The organism is Vibrio sp. J502, assembly GCF_025397955.1.
In the GTDB taxonomy this organism is placed as follows: domain Bacteria; phylum Pseudomonadota; class Gammaproteobacteria; order Enterobacterales; family Vibrionaceae; genus Vibrio; species Vibrio anguillarum.
Window position 1 is genome coordinate 3,193,768 of record NZ_CP104554.1, and the last position, 21,560, is coordinate 3,215,327.

Annotated in this window: 20 protein-coding genes; 14 read left to right on the forward strand and 6 right to left on the reverse strand. The window is 46.5% G+C overall.

The features are described 5' to 3' along the window. Positions 1-14 precede the first annotated feature (14 nt). From N5E84_RS14875 to N5E84_RS14895, 5 genes are all read left to right on the forward strand, one after another. Positions 15-593: an aminodeoxychorismate/anthranilate synthase component II gene (locus N5E84_RS14875; protein ID WP_010318736.1), complete on the forward strand. Its 579-nt coding sequence runs from the start codon at positions 15-17 to the stop codon at positions 591-593. Between the two features lie 378 nt (positions 594-971). Continuing rightward, entirely contained in the window at positions 972-2,183 is a 1,212-nt protein-coding gene (locus N5E84_RS14880) for an aspartate aminotransferase family protein (RefSeq protein WP_029388270.1), read from the forward strand. Positions 2,184-2,249: 66 nt separating this feature from the next. Then, positions 2,250-3,269 (forward strand): arginine N-succinyltransferase, encoded by a 1,020-nt coding sequence (gene astA, locus N5E84_RS14885; protein WP_029388269.1) that lies wholly within the window; start codon positions 2,250-2,252, stop codon positions 3,267-3,269. A 31-nt stretch (positions 3,270-3,300) separates the two neighbouring features. After that, complete coding sequence (gene astD, locus N5E84_RS14890; protein WP_019282424.1) at positions 3,301-4,758, forward strand: succinylglutamate-semialdehyde dehydrogenase; 1,458 nt, start codon at positions 3,301-3,303, stop codon at positions 4,756-4,758. 68 nt (positions 4,759-4,826) lie between these two features. After that, positions 4,827-5,621, forward strand: coding sequence for a DUF1338 domain-containing protein (locus tag N5E84_RS14895; protein ID WP_019282423.1), 795 nt, complete (start codon positions 4,827-4,829; stop codon positions 5,619-5,621). 103 nt (positions 5,622-5,724) lie between these two features. On the opposite strand, the gene crp is transcribed toward N5E84_RS14895, so the two are convergent. From crp to N5E84_RS14925, 6 genes are all read right to left on the reverse strand, one after another. Continuing rightward, positions 5,725-6,357 carry a cAMP-activated global transcriptional regulator CRP gene (gene crp, locus N5E84_RS14900; protein ID WP_010318741.1) on the reverse strand — a complete coding sequence of 211 codons (633 nt, stop codon included), beginning with the start codon at positions 6,355-6,357 and terminating at the stop codon, positions 5,725-5,727. A gap of 241 nt (positions 6,358-6,598) precedes the next feature. Next, positions 6,599-7,468 (reverse strand): phosphoribulokinase, encoded by an 870-nt coding sequence (locus N5E84_RS14905; RefSeq protein ID WP_019282422.1) that lies wholly within the window; start codon positions 7,466-7,468, stop codon positions 6,599-6,601. Between the two features lie 82 nt (positions 7,469-7,550). Continuing rightward, the gene (locus N5E84_RS14910) at positions 7,551-7,757 is read right to left on the reverse strand and encodes a YheU family protein (RefSeq protein WP_010318743.1); all 207 of its coding nucleotides are present in this window, start codon (positions 7,755-7,757) and stop codon (positions 7,551-7,553) included. Between the two features lie 59 nt (positions 7,758-7,816). Next, the gene (locus N5E84_RS14915) at positions 7,817-8,824 is read right to left on the reverse strand and encodes a hydrolase (protein ID WP_019282421.1); all 1,008 of its coding nucleotides are present in this window, start codon (positions 8,822-8,824) and stop codon (positions 7,817-7,819) included. Positions 8,825-8,880: 56 nt separating this feature from the next. Further along, the gene (locus tag N5E84_RS14920; protein ID WP_010318745.1) at positions 8,881-9,360 is read right to left on the reverse strand and encodes a TIGR02444 family protein; all 480 of its coding nucleotides are present in this window, start codon (positions 9,358-9,360) and stop codon (positions 8,881-8,883) included. 1 nt (position 9,361) lies between these two features. After that, positions 9,362-11,281, reverse strand: a complete 1,920-nt coding sequence (locus N5E84_RS14925; RefSeq protein WP_017049199.1) for an ABC transporter ATP-binding protein — start codon at positions 11,279-11,281, stop codon at positions 9,362-9,364. Between the two features lie 132 nt (positions 11,282-11,413). Here N5E84_RS14925 and kefG point away from each other — a divergent pair, with 132 nt between their 5' ends. The 9 genes from kefG (at position 11,414) to rlmB (ending at position 21,517) form a co-directional block, all read left to right on the forward strand. After that, the gene (gene kefG, locus N5E84_RS14930; RefSeq protein WP_029190037.1) at positions 11,414-12,001 is read left to right on the forward strand and encodes a glutathione-regulated potassium-efflux system ancillary protein KefG; all 588 of its coding nucleotides are present in this window, start codon (positions 11,414-11,416) and stop codon (positions 11,999-12,001) included. Beyond that, positions 11,985-13,784: a glutathione-regulated potassium-efflux system protein KefB gene (kefB, locus tag N5E84_RS14935; protein ID WP_019282419.1), complete on the forward strand. Its 1,800-nt coding sequence runs from the start codon at positions 11,985-11,987 to the stop codon at positions 13,782-13,784. Before kefG ends, kefB begins: the two co-directional genes overlap by 17 nt. 31 nt (positions 13,785-13,815) lie before the next feature. Then, the gene (locus N5E84_RS14940; protein WP_010318749.1) at positions 13,816-14,016 is read left to right on the forward strand and encodes a YheV family putative zinc ribbon protein; all 201 of its coding nucleotides are present in this window, start codon (positions 13,816-13,818) and stop codon (positions 14,014-14,016) included. Between the two features lie 97 nt (positions 14,017-14,113). Next, positions 14,114-14,710 (forward strand): peptidylprolyl isomerase, encoded by a 597-nt coding sequence (gene slyD, locus N5E84_RS14945; RefSeq protein WP_013855912.1) that lies wholly within the window; start codon positions 14,114-14,116, stop codon positions 14,708-14,710. Positions 14,711-14,926: 216 nt separating this feature from the next. Beyond that, a complete protein-coding gene (locus tag N5E84_RS14950; RefSeq protein WP_069211899.1) occupies positions 14,927-15,868 on the forward strand; it encodes an isoaspartyl peptidase/L-asparaginase family protein in 942 nt (313 codons plus the stop codon). 129 nt (positions 15,869-15,997) lie between these two features. Then, positions 15,998-17,296, forward strand: coding sequence for an adenylosuccinate synthase (locus N5E84_RS14955; RefSeq protein ID WP_013855915.1), 1,299 nt, complete (start codon positions 15,998-16,000; stop codon positions 17,294-17,296). 218 nt (positions 17,297-17,514) lie between these two features. Then, entirely contained in the window at positions 17,515-18,150 is a 636-nt protein-coding gene (motX, locus tag N5E84_RS14960; RefSeq protein ID WP_013855917.1) for a flagellar protein MotX, read from the forward strand. A gap of 161 nt (positions 18,151-18,311) precedes the next feature. Beyond that, a complete protein-coding gene (rnr, locus tag N5E84_RS14965; protein WP_069211898.1) occupies positions 18,312-20,759 on the forward strand; it encodes a ribonuclease R in 2,448 nt (815 codons plus the stop codon). Positions 20,760-20,776: 17 nt separating this feature from the next. Next, positions 20,777-21,517, forward strand: coding sequence for a 23S rRNA (guanosine(2251)-2'-O)-methyltransferase RlmB (gene rlmB / locus N5E84_RS14970; protein ID WP_017042851.1), 741 nt, complete (start codon positions 20,777-20,779; stop codon positions 21,515-21,517). Positions 21,518-21,560: the final 43 nt, after the last annotated feature.

The window sequence follows — 21,560 nt, forward strand, 5'->3', positions numbered from 1 at the left end:
GCGTTTTAATTCACATGCTACTTATCATCGATAACTACGATTCGTTTACCTACAACTTGTACCAATACTTCTGTGAGCTGGGAGTTCAAGTGACGGTGGTGCGTAATGATGAAATCGATATCGCTGGCATTGAAGCGCTCAGCCCAACGCATCTGGTGATTTCCCCTGGGCCTTGCACGCCGAATGAGGCGGGGATTTCACTGGCCGCGATTGAACATTTTGCGGGTAAACTTCCGATTTTGGGAGTCTGCCTTGGGCATCAAGCCATTGCGCAAGTGTTTGGCGGGCAAGTGGTGCGAGCCAAAAAGGTGATGCATGGTAAAACCTCACCGATCCAACACACCAACCGTGGCCTCTTTCTAGGGCTCAATAACCCGTTAACCGTTACTCGCTACCACTCGTTGGTGGTCAAAGCTGATTCTCTTGCGGACTGTTTTGAGCTCACCGCTTGGACTCAACAGGCTGATGGTTCGATGGACGAAATCATGGGTTACCAACATAAAACACTGCCAATTGATGCCGTGCAGTTTCATCCTGAATCAATTAAAACAGAACAGGGCCATCAACTGCTCGCAAATTTTTTGCGCCGTTGAACCATTCTCAACCGGACTGCGATCACCTTTCTTAACATTTTCTTCATCATTTCTGCTGTTTTTTATCTTTGCAATATTATGCACCATACATCCTGTTGGAATGAGGGATGGCTTGTCGTCTCAAGGCCTTGTTGTGCTTATTCATATTATTTATAAAAAAGTGCTTCATAAAAGAGGTGACTTAATGCATAAATAATCATAAGTAGTGACGATTATCGGTACTTCTGCCGATCTAAAAGAATAAATCACTATTGAAATGGTTAATAATTTGTAAATACAATGCTGCATTAGCTAAAAAGCAAAACAATATCTTCCACTCAAGCGTTTAATAGGAAGATCGCAATCTGCTTGGCATGCGGTATCAAGAGGGAATGTGTAATGACAGTGGAAAATAGTGTAGAGCGCAGTCTGTTTGATGAGGTGATGGTCCCTTGTTATAACCCGATGGAAATGATTCCAGTTAAAGGGCAGGGCTCTCGAGTGTGGGATCAACAAGGTCATGAATACATCGACTTTGCTGGCGGTATTGCGGTGAGTTGTTTGGGCCATTGCCATCCGGCGATGGTTGATGCGATTACCAAGCAAGCCAATAAGTTGTGGCATCTCAGTAACGTGATGACTAATGAGCCTGCTTTGCGCTTGGCGAAAAAATTAACGCAAGTCAGTTTTGCTGAAAAGGTGTTTTTTGCTAACTCCGGCGCGGAAGCTAATGAAGCGGCGCTCAAACTGGCGCGTCGCTGGGCCGCTGATGTCCATGGCGAACAGAAATCAGAAATTATCGCCTTTAACCAAGGCTTCCACGGCCGTACTTTCTTTACAGTGACGGTCGGGGGGCAAGCGACTTATTCCGATGGATTTGGTCCTAAACCTGCGGATGTTACCCACCTACCGTATAACGATATTGAAGCGTTGCAAGCACACATCTCTGATCGCACTTGTGCGGTAATTATGGAACCCTTGCAAGGCGAGGGTGGCATTGTGTCGCCTTCGGCTGAGTTTGTCCAAGCCGTGCGTGAATTGTGCAATAAGCACAACGCCCTGTTGATCTTTGATGAAGTGCAAACCGGTAATGGCCGCACTGGTGAGTTCTATGCTTATCAAGGATTGGGCGTCACGCCGGATATTTTAAGTACCGCGAAATCACTCGGTGGCGGCTTCCCTATTGGCGCTATGCTCACCACAAACGAATTAGCCGCGCATTTTAAAGTGGGCACTCACGGTTCGACTTATGGTGGCAACCCACTGGCTTGCGCGGTAGCAGAAGCGGTAGTTAATGTGGTTAGCCAGCCAGAAACCTTGGCTGGCGTGAAAGAGCGTGAAGCGCTCTTTCGTGAAGGATTGGCTAACATTAATGAGAAGTACCACATTTTTAGTGAAATCCGTGGTAAAGGTCTACTGCTTGGCGCGGTATTAAATGAGCAGTGGCAAGGTCGCGCTCGCGATATCCTACAAGCCGCGGGCAAGCAAGGTTTACTGGTGTTGGTTGCGGGTATGAACGTGGTTCGTATGACGCCTTCATTAGTGATCACCAAACAAGAAATAGAAGAAGGCTTAGCAAGATTAGATAAAGCTATTGCATCACTCATGTAGTGAAAAAGCCTAGCAGCCCAAGGTAGGATGCCTTGGGCCACTTCAAGCATCTGGAGGGAAGTATTGATGCTAGTTGTTCGCCCTATCGCAATGTCGGACTACGATGCGCTACACACATGCGCTATTGAATCCGGTCACGGGTTTACATCACTACCCGTGAATGAAAAGCTCTTAACCAACCGTATTACTCATTCTGAATACAGCTTCGCTAAACCCGACGTCTCAGAGCCAGGAGATGAAGGTTACCTGATGGTCGGTTTTGATTCTGAAACCGGTGAGGTCGCAGGGACGACTGGCGTTGAAGCATCGATTGGCCATGACGTACCATTTTATTCTTATCACATCAGCACGATAGTGCATTCGTCGCCTAAGCTGAAGGTCAACAATACCGTCAAGTTGCTTACTTTTGGCAATAACTACACTGGATGCAGTGAAATTTGTACGCTTTTTTTACGTCCAGATTTTCGTCAAGGGTTGAATGGGCGTTTGATGTCGAAATGCCGTTTTCTGATGATGGCGGAACACCCACATCGTTTTTCTAAAACCATCTTTGCTGAAATGCGTGGTGTGTCTGATGCTGAAGGCAACTCGCCCTTTTGGCAATGGCTGCAAGAGCATTTTTTCTCGATTGATTTCACTATGGCTGATTATTTAACCGGCATTGGTAAAAAAGGGTTTATTGCTGATCTGATGCCCAAACTGCCGATTTACGTCAACTTATTGAGTAAAGAGGCACAGGCGGTGATTGGTCAAGTACATGACAATACCCGTCCAGCGTTAACGTTACTGGAACGTGAAGGATTCACCTGCCGTAACTATGTGGACATTTTTGATGCAGGTCCAACGGTTGAGTGTGATTTGCGCAATATCGAATCCGTACGTCACTCGGTGCGAGCGAAAGTGGAACTGGCCGAGCATTCAAGCTCGCAAGATTATCTTATCTGCAATAGCTCGTTTGAAAACTTTCGTGCTACTGCTGCAAAAGGTGCTTATAACCGCGAAACGGAAACGGTGATCATCTCACCTAAAGTGGCGCAAGCTCTATCGGTTGATAGTGGTGATTTTGTTCGAATTTTGGCGCAGTAAAATAGGTACATTGGAAGGTAAGGATTAACAGATGACTCAGTGGATTGCAGGTGAATGGTTAGCTGGACAAGGCGAGGCAATGCTTTCGCTTAGTCCCTATAACAATGAGACGATTTGGCAGGGCGATAGCGCCACACCCGAGCAAGTAGAAGCGGCGGTTACGGCGGCAAGAGTCGCATTTATAGAGTGGAAAAAACGCCCTTTTGTTGAGCGTGAGCAATATGTCTTAGCTTTTGCTGAAAAAGTGAAACAGCGCAGTGAAGAGCTTGCGCAGATCATCGCTAAAGAGACAGGGAAGCCACTCTGGGAAACGCGTACTGAAGCGGCAGCAGTAGCGGGTAAAATCGCTATATCCATTCGAGCTTATCATGATCGCACTGGTGAAAACACACGCGAAGCGGCGGGTAATCAACTGGTATTACGTCATCGTCCATTGGGTGTTCTTGCGGTTTTTGGTCCGTATAATTTTCCTGCCCACCTGCCGAATGGTCATATTGTGCCTGCACTTTTAGCGGGTAATACGGTTGTGTTTAAACCTTCAGAGCAGACTCCGTGGACGGGTGAGTTTGTGATGAAGTTGTGGCAAGAAGCAGGCCTACCTGCGGGTGTACTTAACCTAGTGCAGGGCGCGAAGGAAACGGGTATTGCGCTTGCTCAGGCCAAAGGTATTGATGGCCTTCTTTTTACTGGCAGCGCAAATACAGGTCATTTACTCCATCGCCAGTTTGCTGGGCAGCCGGGGAAAATGCTGGCTTTAGAAATGGGCGGCAACAACCCAATGGTCATCTCTAAGCAGTATGGCGAGCTTGATGCGGCAGTGTATACCATTATTCAATCCGCATTTTTAAGTGCAGGCCAGCGCTGTACCTGCGCACGGCGTCTTTACGTTCCTGAAGGGAATGAAGGTGATCTGTTACTTGAAAAGCTGGTCAGTGCCACTCAAAAATTGCGTATTGATCATCCCTTTGCTGAGCCAGCACCTTTTATGGGGCCACAAATATCACAAGCGGCGGCGCAGTTCATTCTTGCTGCTCAGGATAATTTACGCACCTTAGGTGGCGTCAGCTTGCTGGCCGCGACACCTTTGCAGGCGGCGTTTGTCACTCCGGGCATTATTGATGTCACCGCAGTTAGTCAATTGCCTGATGAAGAGTATTTCGGGCCATTGTTACAAGTCGTGCGTTACCAAAGCTTAGATCGAGCGGTGCAACTGGCTAATGAAACTCGCTTTGGTTTATCGGCAGGCTTAGTGTCGACCAATGATGCCGAATGGGATTACTTTGTCGATCATATCCGCGCTGGCATTGTAAATCGTAATCGACAATTAACCGGAGCCAGTGGTGATGCACCGTTTGGTGGGCCGGGAGCATCGGGAAATTTAAGACCAAGCGCCTATTACGCGGCCGATTACTGCGCATACCCAATGGCATCAATGGAAGGTTGTTCGACTGAACTGCCTGCCACGCTCAGCCCAGGGGTTGAGCTATAGCAGTAAACTTTATCTAAAACCCCATGCCTACTAGCATGGTTTAAACCGAGCACAGACAAGGAGGCGTTATGACGCCAACCGTTTTATTTCAATCATTATGGAATGACTACATTCAGCGCCTTTGCCCTTCTGCCGACAAAGTCCATCACTTGCTTCAAGAAGACGAAGCCTTGATTAATGACCATATTGCGTTGCGAACCTTCAATGTTGCGCCATTAGGTATTGAAACGCTGGCTAAGCCTTTTCTTGCCTTAGGCTACCTTGCCTGTGGTGATTATGTGTTTGAAAGTAAGAAGCTGGTAGCGAAGCACTATGAACACCCTGATCCGACCCAGCCTAAAGTATTCATAAGCGAGCTGAAAGTGGAAGAGTGCTCACCTGTGCTCCAAGCCATTGTGGAGAAACTGCTACATCAAGTCGATAGCAATAAATTAAACAGCAGTGACTTTTTATATGGCGGTCGCCTGTGGCAACTAAGCTACAGCGATTATTTGCAGCTTGCCAACGAAAGTGAATACGCCGCTTGGTTGGCGGCGCATGGTTATGGCGCAAACCATTTCACTGTTAGTGTTAATCAACTGCAGGCGTTTAATGAAGTGAAAGTGGTCAATGATCATCTACGCCAAGCGGGTTTTACCATCAATGAAAATGGTGGAGAAGTGAAAGGTACACCTGATGTGCTGCTTGAGCAGTCGTCGACCATGGCCGATAAAGTATCAGTGCAATTTACGGAAGGGGTGGAGGTGATTCCCGGTGGATTCTATGAATTTGCCAAACGCTATCCAATGGCCAACGGTGAACTCTATAGCGGTTTTGTGGCGGCCTCTGCAGATAAAATATTTGAAAGCACAGACATGCAATAGCCTCTCATCTTTTTACTTTCGTACTGAAATATCGCCAAAGAAAAAGCCACCTGAGTTCCCCAAGGTGGCTTTATGCATTCAATCTCAATCATTTTGATTGAAATTAACGAGTTCCGTACACCACGATAGTTTTACCGTGGGCAGAAATTAAATTCTGCTCTTCGAGCATCTTCAAAATACGTCCCACAGTTTCACGAGAACAGCCTACAATTTGGCCGATCTCTTGACGGGTGATTTTGATTTGCATGCCATCTGGGTGCGTCATTGCATCAGGTTGTTTCGCTAGGTTGAGTAGCGTTTGTGCAATACGACCCGTCACGTCTAGGAAGGCTAAATCGCCTACTTTTTGACTGGTGACTTGCAGGCGTCGAGAAATTTGTGCAGACAGACGCATTAAGATGTCTGGGTTCACTTGGATAAGCTGACGGAATTTCTTAAATGAAATTTCCGCAACTTCACAAGGAGATTTTGCACGAACCCAAGCAGTACGCTCTTGGTCTTCTTCGAATAGACCAAGCTCACCGATAAAGTCACCTTGGTTGAGGTAAGAGAGGATCATCTCTTTACCTTCTTCGTCTTTAATCAATACCGCTACCGAGCCTTTGACGATGTAGTACAGCGTCTCTGCTTTTTCGCCCGCATGAATCAACGTGCTTTTCGATGGGTATTTATGAATATGACAGTGTGAAAGAAACCACTCTAGTGTTGGATCGGTTTGAGGTTTACCTAGAACCATAATATCTCACTTCCTCTGCAGGGTACGCTTGCCGCTTTCCATATTGTAGCTAAGCCTAAAATAAGCTTACTAGGATAAGAGCACTTTCCAAATGCTGCAAGCTAACTTGTGTTTCGGTTAAGGATAGTATCCTTTTTCAGAAACGATTTCTTGATTTTAATCGTGTCAGTGGCATGATTTTTTACGCAAAACTGTGCACATGATCACGGTATGAAAAGTAACCGTCAACTTGTCCGATCACTTAGCCAATTTTACCTGTTTCAATCAATTGCTGCAGGATCGGTCTGACGATCAATTCCATCGCAAAACTCATCTTGCCACCCGGTACCACAATGGTGTTGTGGCGCGACATAAAAGAGCCATCAATCATGGCGAGCAGATAGGGGAAATCAACATTCTTTATACCGCGCAGGCGTATCACGACGAAGCTTTCATCCAAACTAGGGATGCCCTTGGCGTTAAGTGGGTTTGAAGTATCAACCGTCGGTACCCGTTGGAAGTTGATGTGAGTTCGCGAGAATTGGGGGGTGATGTAATTGAGGTAATCGTCCATTGAACGGACGATGGAATCCATCACCGCTTCACGTGAATGGCCTCTATCACGTGTATCACGCACGTATTTTTGTATCCACTCAAGGTTAACGATTGGCACCATGCCTATCAAAAAATCGACATGCTGCGCGACGTTTACATCGCCATCGACTACACCGCCATGCAGACCTTCGTAAAACATCACATCCGAGTTTTCTGGTAAATCTTGCCAAGGTGTAAAGGTGCCGGGCATTTGATTGTAGGGCACAGCTTCGTCAAAAGAGTGCAGATAACGACGAACTTGGCCTGTGCCTAATTTCCCATATTGGCGGAAAAATTCTTCCAATGCAGGAAAATCATTGGCTTGTGGACCAAAGTAGCTGATGTGCTTCCCTTGTTCGCGCGATTTACGAATTTCCACATCCATTTCTGGCCGGGTAAAGCGGTGGAAGCTATCCCCTTCAACCCATGCTGGTTTAATGTTCATCATATTGAACATTTTGCGAAAGGCTTCTGAGGTCGTAGTTGTACCGGCACCGGACGAGCCGGTGACAGCGATAATTGGATGTTTTGCTGACATGACAAACCCTGTCTGTATGTAACGTACTTGTTATCGATGGCTGCAATATAGCACGAAAAGAGTAGATTGTTTTGAGCTGAAATTATTTACGCAATTGAATATCCACACTTTCATGCAACTCAGAATAGACGATGATCGCTTCCCCTGTTGCGAGCTGTTTCTTTATTTGCTCGATTTTTTGCTGCAATGGTACTTCCTGCTCTCCGTAATCAGTACCTTCGCGTAATACAAACGTTTCAATCAAATTATCCAGTGTTTCAGGCGCAATGTGCTGCCAAGGAATAAGCATGACGACCTCTTAAACTGTCATGGAGAAAAGGGTATCGATTTAAAGCGATATGTGATTAATCATGCGTTGCATTGATGGTCAATAGGGTTGCCGTGACGCAGGTTTTCGTAATAGGTTGGAAGTGCTTCTTCGAGCCAAAATTTAGGCTTAAGCGCGCTACCGCTGAGAAAACCGACATGGCCACCTTGGGTAAATAAGCGGTAATGGATATTCTCTGGTAAGGAAAATTTGGGGATCACGGCATCCGTCATAAAGGGATCATCTTGCGCTTGAATGATTTGTAGCGGCACGCGAATTTGTGTCAGCTTTGAAAGGCCTGAGCACTGCTGGTAGTAATCCTGCGCATCTTGAAAACCATGCAAAGGCGCGGTGATGAGATCGTCAAATTCGTAAAGTTTTTTGATGTGTTTAATTTGATGGTGAGAAATACCTAACTCATTATGTAAAAGATGCTGTTTCTTTAGTGCATTTTTTTTCAATGATGTCAGTAAGTAAGCGCGATAAACCTTTGAAAATCCCTGTTCAATGCGTGTGGAACACGCTGCCAGATCGAGCGGAGCGGAGACAACGGTTGCCGCACTAACGATCGGGTCGTGATTATATTGCGCTAAGTAATTAACCAACATATTGCCGCCAAGAGAAATGCCCACTGCCACGATAGGTCGATTTGGGCATTGCTTGCGTATGTATTCGAGCACAAAGCGTGCATCTTCAACTTCACCAGAATGGTAAGCACGTGCCAGATGGTTCGGTTTGCCGCTACAGCCGCGAAAATGCATCATGACCGATAACCATCCCTGCTGTGCGAAGGCGTACATTAAGCCATTGGCATACGGGCTATGAAAACTGCCTTCTAAGCCATGAAACAAGATAAATAGGGGTTTATTTTGTACTCGCTCTGAGCGCCAATCATCACTCCAAGCAAGGTCTAAAAAATCACCATCAGGTGTAAACAGCGTTTGCCACAGCGGCTCAAAACGTGCGCGTTTGCGCAACAAACGAGGAAGCAGAGTCTGAAGGTGTGGATTTGTTAGTCCAGTAGCAGCGATAAATGAAGTCATAACCATAGCGTATTATTTTTATGAATTGCGACCAGTATACACCGAGCGAGCAATTGATGTAGTTACGGTTTTTGAGAATGAGGCGCCGGGGTTTTAAAAGCGAGATGCAAATGCTCACAGCCAAGCTGGCGACAGTAACGCAGCGTTAATTGTTCACCATGGTTATTCTGCAATGCCAATGCGTTGATACATTCCACGAGGTCAGCTTGCTGCTGCTTTTCAAGCTGCAGCTCAAATTGCAGCGCCTCGCGGTACAGCGTATCTGGCACCATGCTTTTCAAACGTCGTCTTAACTCTCGGTAACTGTGCAGCAGCGCTTCTGAACGGCCGATACATTGAGTGACATTTTGCCAGTCAGCATCGGCAACCGTCACTTGTTGCTCATCAAGCCATTTGAGTAGCAGCAATAAGTTGACGTTGCCGTGGAAGTTATTTTGTAAACTTAAGCACGCCTCTTTCACTTCTCGCACGCTGTAGTATTGCAAACTGAATTGCCATAAGCGTTCTAAGGTCAGTGATAATCGTACGTGCTCTTGGCTCATCTTAGCGACTGAATTCCTGCTCTAGTTGCTCGAGTGTCTCTTGTTCCGACATCCATTCCATTTCGATCGCTTCAAGTGCCGATTTACTGCGAGCTTGAAGCGCAATCACTTCGGTAAGTTTAGCTTTGTTTTCGGCTTCATACAGCGAAGTATCAGACAATTGCTCTTCAGTTTGCGCCAGTGCCGCGTTCAATGTGTCCATTTTCGCTTCGAGTTGTGTCAGTTTTTTGCGAATTGGTGCAGTTTGGATGCGAAATTCCGCTTCTCGGCGCTTTTGATCTTTTTTGGCTGCGGCACTGTTGCTGCTGTCTTTGGCAGGTTGCTGAGATTGAACTTCTCTACGTTCCGCTTTCTGTTGTTCTGTCAGCCACTTGTAGTAGTCGGTCAAATCCCCATCGAAAGGCGCGACTTGACGATCGTGCACCAAGTACAAGTCATCGGTGGTTGCGCGCAGTAGATAGCGATCATGGCTGACGATGACCATCGCACCTTCAAAGGTTTGCAGGGCAAACGTTAGGGCTTGACGCATATCCAAGTCTAAGTGGTTGGTGGGTTCATCAAGCAGCAGCAAGTTCGGTTTTTGCCACACAATTAGCGCAAGCACTAAGCGAGCCTTTTCACCCCCGGAAAACGGAGCGATTTTCTCTAGCGCTTTGTCGCCTTGGAAACCAAAACTACCCAGATAATTACGCAGCTCAAGTTCGTTTTTATCTGGGGCGATTTGCATCATGTGCTGCAGAGGGGTCTCTTCTGGATGCAGTGTTTCTAACTGATGCTGGGCAAAGTAACCAATTTTTACACCTTGCGAATAAGTGAGATCGCCGCCTTGCGGTTTTAACTCACCGGAGAGCAATTTAATTAATGTTGATTTACCCGCACCGTTACGCCCGAGTAATCCAATACGGCTTCCCGGTACAAGGTTGAGGCGAATTTTTTCTAAAATTAAACGTTCACCATACCCGGCGTAGACTTCGTCCATCATCATGATTGGGTTAGGCAGTGCTGAAGGCTCTCGAAATTCGAAATTAAATGGGTTATCAAATTGAGCTGGCAGCACTTTCTCCATTCGTTCCAACGCTTTGATACGGCTTTGTGCTTGGCGAGCTTTGGAGGCCTTGTAGCGGAAACGGTCGATGTAGCTTTGCATGTGCACCATCTGCTTTTGCTGCTTCTGGTACATGGCTTGCTGCAAGATCAGTTTTTGCGCCCGTTGATTTTCAAACGATGAGTAGTTTCCGGTGTATTCATTCATGGTTTGATTTTCGATATGGATGATGCGTCCGACGATCGGATCAAGAAAATCGCGGTCATGGGAAATCAAGATCAAGGTGCCGGGATAGTTTTGTAACCAACGTTCAAGCCACATGACGGCGTCCAAATCCAAGTGGTTGGTTGGTTCATCAAGCAGCAGTAAATCCGAGCGGCACAACAGCGCTTGCGCTAAGTTTAAGCGCATCCGCCAACCACCCGAAAATTGCGTTAAACTCCATCCCATCTGTTCTTGGCTAAACCCCAAACCATCAAGCAGTTCAGAAGCACGGGCACGAATACTGTATCCGCCGATGGTTTCAATTTTTCCATGCAGCTCTGCAACCAAGGTTCCTTGGTCTGCCTCTTCAGCAACGCTGAGGCGCCGTTCTAATTCACGATATTCACGATCGCCATCGATGACATATTCAATCGCATTGCGATCAAGAGCCGGAGTTTCTTGGGCAACCCAAGCCAGTTCCCAATGAGCTGGTTTACTGAAGGAGCCAGCGTCAATAGATAGCTCATCTTTGAGTAGGGCAAAGAGCGTTGATTTGCCACACCCATTTTTGCCTACTAGGCCAACTTTATCGCCCGGCTGGATAGTTGCAGAGGCCTTTTCAAGGAGCGGTTTACCGCCGCGCAGTAATTGAATATCAGAGAAGGTAATCATAAAAATCTATTTTTCATATCGAGACGTTATCACGTGGAATAGTAGGGGCAATAAGGATAAATGTCGATCATTATGCAAATTGCGTTATTATGCTTAATAACATATTGATAACTATTGGGAGCGCAGACAAAAATGTCCACTACCGTCATGCCTGACCAAACTACACCTAAAATATTGGTGATTTATGCGCATCCTGAGCCATTAAACTCCATCGCCAATCAAACCATGCTGCTCAATATTGCGTCACTTCCCCACGTCACAGTGCATGACTTGTATGCAACCTATCCCGATTTTTTTATCGATGTGCACGCAGAGCAGCAAAAACTACTTGAGCATGATGTGATTGTGTTTCAACACCCTCTTTATATGTATTCCTGCCCAGCGCTACTCAAAGAGTGGTTTGATCGCGTGCTTGCCAAAGGGTTTGCCTTCGGCGGACAGACGGCGTTGCATGGTAAATACTGGCGTAGCGTCATCACCACGGGCGGAAAAAAAGAAGCGTTTGATGAGCGGGGCTACAACAAATACCCACTGGATCAAATTCTCCAACCATTTGAATTAACCGCGGCTCTGTGTTGTATGAACTGGATGGAACCGTTAGTTCTCTACTGGTCACGTAATGTGAGTGATATGGAGCGCTATCAACACGCTGAGCATTATCGACACTGGTTGCAACACCCACTGGCCACACAAGGAGAGCTTGATGGCGTTAAGCGGTGATTTTTTACAAAGCAGCGTGGTGTTTTTAACCGCGGCTGTGGTGGCCGTACCGATTGCTCAGCGTGCAGGGCTGGGTTCGGTGCTCGGCTATTTATTGGCAGGCGTAGCGATAGGGCCTTGGGGGCTAGGCTTAATCAGTGATGTGCAAGCCATATTACACTTTGCTGAGTTTGGCGTGGTGCTGCTGTTGTTTCTGATTGGGCTGGAATTAAACCCCAAAAAATTGTGGCAGATGCGTGGGCCGATCCTTGGTTTGGGCGGTGCTCAGGTGATGGTAAGTACCTTAGTCATCGCCAGTATTGCTTATCTATTAGGCGTTAACTGGCAGAGTAGTTTAGTGATTGGTATGGGCCTTGCTTTATCGTCGACCGCAATCGCGTTACGCGTGATTGAAGAACAAGGGCTTACGCGCAGTGAAACAGGCCAGTCTGGCTTTGCGGTACTGCTTTTTCAAGATATTGCCGTCATCCCGATGTTGGCTTTTTTGCCTTTGCTGGCAGGCAACGCGGGGGGAAGCTGGTTAGATGTGGTTTGGATGTTGGGTGGCATTGCCGCTTTGCTAGTGGGGGGCCATTTCCTCTTGAGCCCGCTGTTTCGTTATATTGTGACCAGTGGTGTGCGTGAACTTTTTACCGTTGCTGCCTTGCTGTTGGTGATTGGGATTGCACTGTTAATGCAGCAACTTGGCTTGTCAATGGCGCTCGGTACTTTCCTTGCTGGCGTGTTGCTGGCTGAAAGTGAATTTCGCCATGAACTTGAGATCGCGATTGAACCGTTTAAAGGGTTATTGCTCGGGCTATTTTTTATTGCCGTTGGAATGGCGGTTAATTTGGGCTTATTGGCGCAAGCGCCGCTGCAAGTGTTGGCGGCTGTATTAGGTTTAGTTATGGTGAAAGGAGGAATCCTTTATCTCCTCGCGCGTTTATCGGGTACACGTTCCAAAGCGCGCAGCAAAATGGCGGCGATCCTCAGCCAAGGCGGCGAGTTCGCGTTCGTGATTTTCACTGCGGCAAGCGCACAGGGTGTGCTATCACAGGATCAAGTGGCCTTTTTGCTCGTTGTGGTCAGTCTGTCGATGGTCACCACACCTTTATTACTGACGATTCAGGACAAATGGTTTGCGCGAAAATTGAACCTCAGCAGTGACGATGAGATGCATTCCGATGTCGTCAATAAACAGCCGCAAATCATCATTGCGGGTTTTGGCCGTTTTGGGCAAATTGTAGGGCGTTTGATGTACGCCAATAAGATTAAAATTACCGTATTAGAAAGCGATGCCAGTCAAATTAAATTATTGAGAGAGTACGGTTATAACGTTTTTTATGGTGATGCAACTCAACTTGAACTGTTGCGCGCCGCGGGTGCAGAAGAAGCTGAGGCGATCGTCATCTGTACTGATGCGCCCGATGAAGTGATGAAAATTGTCGAGCTTTGTCAGCACCATTTCCCGCAGTTAAAGATCTTAGCTCGCGCTCGTAGCCGGGTAGAGGCGTATCAGTTACTCAGCCATGGGGTCGATAAATACTCGCGGGAAACTTTCTTAGGCGCTTTGGACCTCGGCCGACAAGTACTGGTCGAATTGGGCATGCACCCTTACCAAGCCAAGCGCGCCGAAGCACATTTTAGAAAACTCGATAATGCGATGCTCAAAGAGCTGCTACCGCAACATAACCAAGACAAACAACTCGCACTGCGCGCCAAAGAGGCACGTAAAGAGCTGGAAGAAATATTTGGGCGTGAAATGGATAATGATCGCCAATCTCGTCATTATTGGGAAAAATAACGCCAATCAATATTCAGTTGTAGGATGTAACGTGAAACAGAAAAAACGCTTTATTGCCGGTGCAAAGTGCCCAAGTTGTCAGTCACAAGATACTCTGCGCTGGTGGGTTGAAAACAACATAGAGCTCGTTGAGTGTGTCGAGTGCGACTACCATGAACAGCGAAAGCCCAAATCTGTAGAAAAAAGTGAACATGCTCGGCAAGAGATGATCGGGATTTTTAAACCAGAATAATTGAGTTTCTGGAATAGATCTTCATAATACGTCCCATACCGATCGATTTCTTAGGTTTGAAGATGACAACCTAGGAACAAACCTCCTTGGAGTTGTTATGAAAATTGAAAAGAACGTGGTTGTAAGCCTAGCCTACCAATTAGTATTGGAAGATGGTGCAGTCGTAGACCAATCAACAGTTGATGCACCACTAGATTACCTTCACGGTCACAACAATCTAATCACTGGCCTTGAAAATGAGTTAGAAGGAAAAGTTGTGGGCGATAAGTTCACAGCAACTATCGCTCCTGAAGAAGCGTACGGTGAATACAACGATGAGCTTGTACAACGTGTACCTGCTGAAGTTTTCCAAGGCGTTGATGAAATTGAAGTGGGTATGCGTTTTCTAGCGGATACTGACCAAGGCCAAATTCCAGTTGAAATCACGGAAGTGGATGGTGACGAAGTAGTAGTTGATGGTAACCACATGTTGGCTGGCCAAACATTAACGTTTGATGTAGAAGTCGTTGCGATTCGCGCTGCAACTGAAGAAGAGATCCAACATGGTCACATTCACCAAGCTGGTGGCTGTGGACATGGCCACGACCACGACCATGACCACGATCATGAAGGTGGTTGCTGTGGTGGTGAAGGCCATGACCATGGTGAGAAAAAAGAAGGTTGTTGCGGTGGCGGCAGCTGCGGTTCACATTAATCATTTTTTGGTTGGTAGTGCCAAAGTAGGCAGTAATAACCGACTGATACAATGAAATGGAAAGCGTTAATCGTCATGCGATTAGCGCTTTTTTGTTGCTTGTTAATTATTACAGTACTCACTTGCCGTCTACCTGCAACTTCAAGTTATTTGGGTATAGTTAATGTGTAGAACAGAAGTGTATTGCCTCTCAATTTATTAAGTTAAGGAATTCTCATGTCACAACCTTTTGCTATAGCAATTCATGGCGGCGCTGGAACCATCATTCGTCAACAAATGAGCGAATCATTAAAGCGCGATATTTTGAACACGCTAGAAAGTGCTGTCCGAGCGGGGCATCAAGTACTGACACAAGGTGGTGATGCACTGGATGCGGTGGTTGAGGCAGTGAAAATACTTGAGGACTCTCCGTTGTTTAACGCAGGAAAAGGTTCGGTGTTAACGCATCAAGAGATGGTGGAGATGGACGCCTCTGTCATGCATGGCAAAATGATGGACGCAGGCGCGGTCGCTGGGGTACGGCACATTAAAAACCCAGTGCAGCTCGCGCGTGATGTAATGAAGCAAAGTGATCATGTGTTGTTGATTGGTGAGGGCGCAGAAGCGTTTGCTTTTACTCAAGGGCATCAATATACAGAACAAGATTACTTTTTTACTGAGCGTCGTTATGAACAGTTGCTAGCGATGAAAAGCAGCAATCAATTTGCTTTGTCGGAATCAAAATTCCCAGATGACAAGAAATTTGGCACTGTTGGCGCAGTTGCATTAGATAAACAAGGCAACCTTGCGTCTGCTACTAGTACCGGTGGCATCACGAATAAAAAATTTGGTCGCGTCGGCGATTCTCCCATCATCGGTGCAGGAACGGTGGCTGAAAATGGTAATGTGGCGGTATCGACAACGGGCATGGGGGAATATTTCATTCGTAAAATGGTTGCTAGTGACGTTGCCGCTCGCATGCGTTATTTAAAAGAAGATGTTCATACCGCATGTGAAACCATTATTCAGGGTGAACTTAAAACGCTCGGTGGTGAGGGTGGATTGATCGCCATTGATGCGCAAGGCGACATTCATTTTGCAATGAACAGTTCCGGTATGTACCGTGCTTGTGTTGATCGTCAAGGAGAGCTGATCGTAAAAATATATTCGGATGAGTAACTTACGTGCCTAATAACTGAATCATTTATTAAGTTATATTTTTATGACATTTTCGTGTTTAAAAAAGGACTGCAAGGAAAAGGATTCGGTGCTAGAATCCTTTTTTAACTAGCAATCAGACTTGGAAAGATGGGAAATAACGTAGTCGTTCTAGGCACCCAATGGGGTGACGAAGGCAAAGGTAAAATCGTAGACCTTTTAACTGAAGATGCAAAATACGTGGTTCGCTACCAAGGCGGCCATAATGCAGGCCACACTTTGGTCATTGACGGTGAAAAAACCGTTCTTCATTTAATTCCATCCGGCATTCTTCGCAATAAAGTGAAATGCATCATCGGTAACGGTGTTGTGCTTTCACCTGACGCACTAATCAATGAAATGAAGCCTCTAGAAGAGCGTGGTATTCCAGTCCGCGAACGTCTTTTCATTTCTGAAGCTTGCCCACTTATTCTTCCTTACCACATTGCGCTTGACCAAGCTCGTGAAACGGCTCGTGGTAAAAAAGCAATTGGTACGACAGGTCGTGGTATCGGTCCTGCTTATGAAGACAAAGTGGCTCGTCGTGGTTTACGCGTTGGTGACTTGTTCGATATGGCTTCATTTGCAGAAAAGCTAAAAGAAGTGATGGAGTTCCATAACTTCCAACTTGAGCATTTCTACAAAGCTGAACCAGTAAGCTACGAATCTGTACTTGAGCAAGCACAAGGCTATGCTGATTTGCTGACTTCGATGGTGATCGACGTGACCGATGAACTTGATGCAGCGCGTAAGCGTGGCGACAAAATCATGTTCGAAGGTGCGCAAGGTACTATGCTTGATATTGACCACGGTACATACCCATACGTAACGTCTTCTAACACGACTGCTGGTGGTGTTGCTGCCGGTTCTGGTTTCGGCCCTCGTCATCTAGGCTATATCCTAGGTATCGCGAAAGCTTACTGTACTCGCGTTGGTGCAGGTCCATTCCCAACCGAATTGGATGATGAAATCGGTAATCACCTAGGCACTAAAGGCCATGAGTTTGGTGCGACAACAGGCCGTAAGCGTCGTTGTGGTTGGTTTGATGCGGTAGCGATGCGTCGCGCCATTCAAATTAACTCAGTCACAGGCTTCTGCTTGACTAAACTTGACGTACTTGATGGTCTAGAAGAGCTAAAAATCTGTACGGGTTACCAAATGCCAGATGGCTCAATTGCTCAAGTATCACCAATGGCAGCTGACGCTTTTGAAGCGGTAACACCTATTTACGAAACTATGCCTGGTTGGTCTGAAAATACTTTCGGTGCTAAATCAATTGATGCCCTGCCACAAGCGGCGCTTGATTACATCAAACGTATTGAAGAGTTGACTGGTGTACCTGTTGACATCGTTTCTACAGGTCCAGATCGTAACGAAACCATTATCAAGGTTCACCCATTTTCAGTTTAATGGTTGATTGATAAATGTTTTTAAAACCGGCTTTCAGAGCCGGTTTTTTTATACCTGTATTGATGATATTTTGTCCTTGGTGTGGCAATAAATGGCCGAATAACGGCAAATTTTGTCTAAAGAGTTTGCCGCACTGGTCGATAAAGTTATCAAGCCCAGCCCTAGATGAAACTGAGGCTATAATTTTAAGGCTATCGATAGACATAAAGAGTGCAGGTATGAAGCTACGAACGGTAGCAGCTTCATTGTTTTTAGCGCTGACCTCATCCTTGAGTCATGCCAACGTGGCGGAAGTGGGTGAGCCAGTCCCTATTTACACCGAAGCTGAACTAATCAAGTTAATTGAGCAAAATAAACATTTAGAGCAAGTCAAGGCCGACAACTGCCAATTGGTAGAAGATATTGTTGCGCGTGCTACTCGCATCAGCCTGCCTTCCTACGAGTTTTTGTATGGAGATATGCTAGCGTGGGGGGTCTGTGTAGATCAAGATGTCGAACTTGGCTTGTACTATATGGAAAATGCAGCTCATCAAGGTTTACCCGCTGCGTTAGAGCAGCTTGGGCGTTATTATTCGCGTGGTACTTTAGTACAGCAGGATAAAGAGCGAGCTATTCCCTATCTGCGTGAAGCCGCTGCGATGGGTAATATTAATGCTCGTATCCATCTAGCTGAGCTTCTGCTGCGTGATTATGGCAGCCCGCTTGATTATGAAGATGCTTATCGCTGGCTTTATAATTCGGTGACTATCGATCAAAGAATACATTCTCGGATCTCTATGCTCCGGCAGGGGTTAGAGCAGAGAATGCCACAAAATGTGGTTGCGCGAGCTAAGCGCAGAGATACGTTTTGGTAGCCTTCATTATTGCTTTTTTTATTTCGCCCACACGGTTGGGCGAAGTCATTTCTACGCTTTTCCTCTAACGCATTAGCCTATAATAATCAATACGCTGCTGTAGCTTCTGCCGTGAGTCAGTTATACTCTGGCTATCTCTCCTTGCTTTAGCAGGTCTGCCTATGTCTGAAATTATCAATAACGATCCTTTTGCGGATCGAGAATCTAGCAATTACGAAAATCCAATTCCAAGCCGAGAATTCATCCTCGAATTTCTAACCGAAGCCAATGTACCGATGAATCGTAATGATCTTTTTGAGGCATTGGGTTTGTCTGGTGAAGAGCAATACGAAGGGCTACGCCGTCGTTTGCGTGCGATGGAGCGAGATGGCCAATTGGTATTTACTCGTCGCCAATGCTATGCATTGCCAGAAAAACTGGAAATGATCAAAGGTCACGTAATCGGACATAAAGATGGTCATGGGTGGGTTCGTCCTGATGGCAGCGTTGGCAAAGATAACGATGTTTTGCTACCTCATCACCAAATGCGTACCATTATTCATGGCGACTACGTGCTGGTACAACCGACAGGCACGGATAAAAGAGGCCGTAAAGAAGGACGTTTGGTCCGAGTTTTGGAAGAACGTAAAACCCAACTTGTTGGACGTTTCTTCCTCGAAAATGGCTACTCTTATGTCGTGCCCGATGATTCACGCATCACTCAAGACATCTTGATCCCTAATGAGCACAAAGGCGGAGCTCGCATGGGGAACGTGGTGGTGATTGAAATTACCGATCGTGGTGCCAGAGCAAGAGGAATGACAGGCAGAGTTGTTGAGGTACTTGGGGAAAATATGGCTCCCGGTATGGAGACACAAATAGCGATTCGCACTCACCAGATCCCTCATGAGTGGCCGCAAGAAGTATTAAAGCAAGTCGAAAACCTGAGAGAAGAAGTTCCAGAAGAGGCGAAGCAAGGGCGCGTGGATTTGCGTCAATTACCTTTAGTGACTATTGATGGTGAAGACGCGCGTGACTTTGATGACGCGGTTTATTGCGAAGCCAAAAAAGGTGGTGGCTGGCGTCTCTGGGTTGCGATTGCTGACGTAAGTTATTATGTACGCCCCGATACGGCTTTGGATAAAGAAGCGATCAACCGTGGTAACTCAGTTTACTTCCCATCGCAAGTCGTCCCTATGCTACCGGAAGTACTGTCGAACGGTCTTTGTTCACTTAATCCACAAGTCGACCGTCTATGCATGGTGTGCGAGATGACAGTCTCTGCAACGGGCAAAATTTCGGGTTACAAACATTACGAAGCCGTGATGAACTCTCATGCCCGTTTAACTTACAACAAAGTACACGCCATTCTTGAAGGGGATGAAGAGCTACGCGAACGTTATCAAGCCGTGGTTCCTCATCTTGAAGAACTCTATTCGATGTATAAGGTGCTAAAAGCAGCGCGTGATGAGCGTGGCGGTATCGAATTTGAAACGATTGAAACTAAGTTTATCTTTAATGCTGAGCGTAAAATCGACAGCATTGAACCTGTTGTCCGTAATGATGCGCACAAAATAATCGAAGAGTGCATGATCCTCGCTAATATTGCTTCAGCATCGCTGGTGGAAAAAGCGAAAGAGCCCGCTCTGTACCGTATCCATGAATCACCGGGAGAAGAGCGTTTGACCGGCTTTAGGGATTTCTTAGGCGAGCTTGGCTTGAACTTAGCGGGTGGGCTAGAGCCTTCGCCAACCGATTACGCTAACTTAATGAAACAGATTGGTGAGCGCCAAGACAAAGAGTTGATCCAAACCATGTTACTGCGTTCCATGAAGCAGGCTGTGTATAACGCGGATAACTGTGGTCACTTTGGTTTAGCGCTCAAACGCTATGCGCACTTTACTTCACCTATTCGTCGCTACCCTGATCTCCTATTGCACCGCGCAATTAAATATTTGATTGCCAAAGAATCGGGTAATCACACCGACCGTTGGACAACCACAGGTGGTTATCACTACTCTTTTGATGACATGGACTTCTATGGTCAGCAATGTTCAATGACAGAACGCCGTGCTGATGATGCGACGCGTGAAGTATCCGATTGGCTCAAGTGTGAATACATGCAAGATCATGTAGGCGAAGAGCTTGATGGAGTCATAGCCAACGTGACAGGTTTCGGTTTCTTCGTTCGTTTAACTGAGTTGCACATTGATGGATTGGTCCATATTTCAACGCTAGCGAATGACTACTATCAATTTGATCCCGTTGGGCAACGATTGATCGGCGAAAGTTTTGGCAACATTTATCGCTTAGGTGACGCCGTTAAAGTCAAAGTGTTATCCGTCAACTTGGATGATCGTCAAATTGACTTTGAAATCGTGGGCACTAGCCGTAAGCTGCGCGGAGAAGGCAAGACAGCGAAGAAACGTGCAACGGATGCACGAGAGAAAGCACGTGGCAAGAAGGTGACGTCAAGTAAAGGAAAGGCAACTCCTTTAGTTGAAGCGACTAAACGCCCAGATGAAAAAAGCAGTGCAGGCTCAAAACCTGAACGAAAAAAAAGCAAAACAACAAAAGCACGCAAAAAGAAACCCGCGGCCAAAGCAAATAAAGCGCGTGCTAGTAAATAACGATCAATGGGTAAATCATGAGTAACGAATGTATTTATGGTATTCACGCGGTCAGCGCTGTACTTGAAAAAGATCCAGCGCGATTGATTGAAGCGTTTGTACTGAAAGGGCGGCAAGATGATCGCCTGCTTCCACTGTTAAATGAACTGCAACATTGCGGTGTCTCTATTCAACAGATGGGACGTAAAACATTGGATGATAAGGCTCAAGGGGCGAATCATCAGGGCATCATTGCTCGTGTAAAACCAGCAAAACAGCTTAATGAACATGATTTAGAAGCAATCATCGCACAGCATGAACAACCGCTATTACTGGTTTTGGATGGTGTTACCGACCCGCATAATCTCGGCGCATGCTTGCGTAACGCTGATGCTGCCGGGGTCGCTGCTGTGATCGTACCGAAAGATAAGTCAGCACCAATGACAGCAACGGTCAGCAAAGTCGCTTGTGGCGCGGCTGAAACTGTGCCTTTAGTACGAGTGACGAATCTTGCACGTACCATGCGCGCCCTTCAAGAACAAGGCGTATGGTTTGTTGGCACTGCGGGTGAGGCGACGCATGACATTTACCAAGCCAAACTGACAGGGCCCCTTGCGATTGTTATGGGCGCAGAAGGGGATGGTATGCGCCGTTTAACGCGCGAAACCTGCGATGATCTGATCAAAATACCGATGGCGGGCACCGTTTCTAGCCTAAACGTATCAGTAGCGGCTGGGATCTGTCTGTTTGAAGCAGTGAGACAGCGCCAAGCGGTATAATTGTGCATCAGGGATAAAAGGATAGGTAGTGAGTGCTCACCTC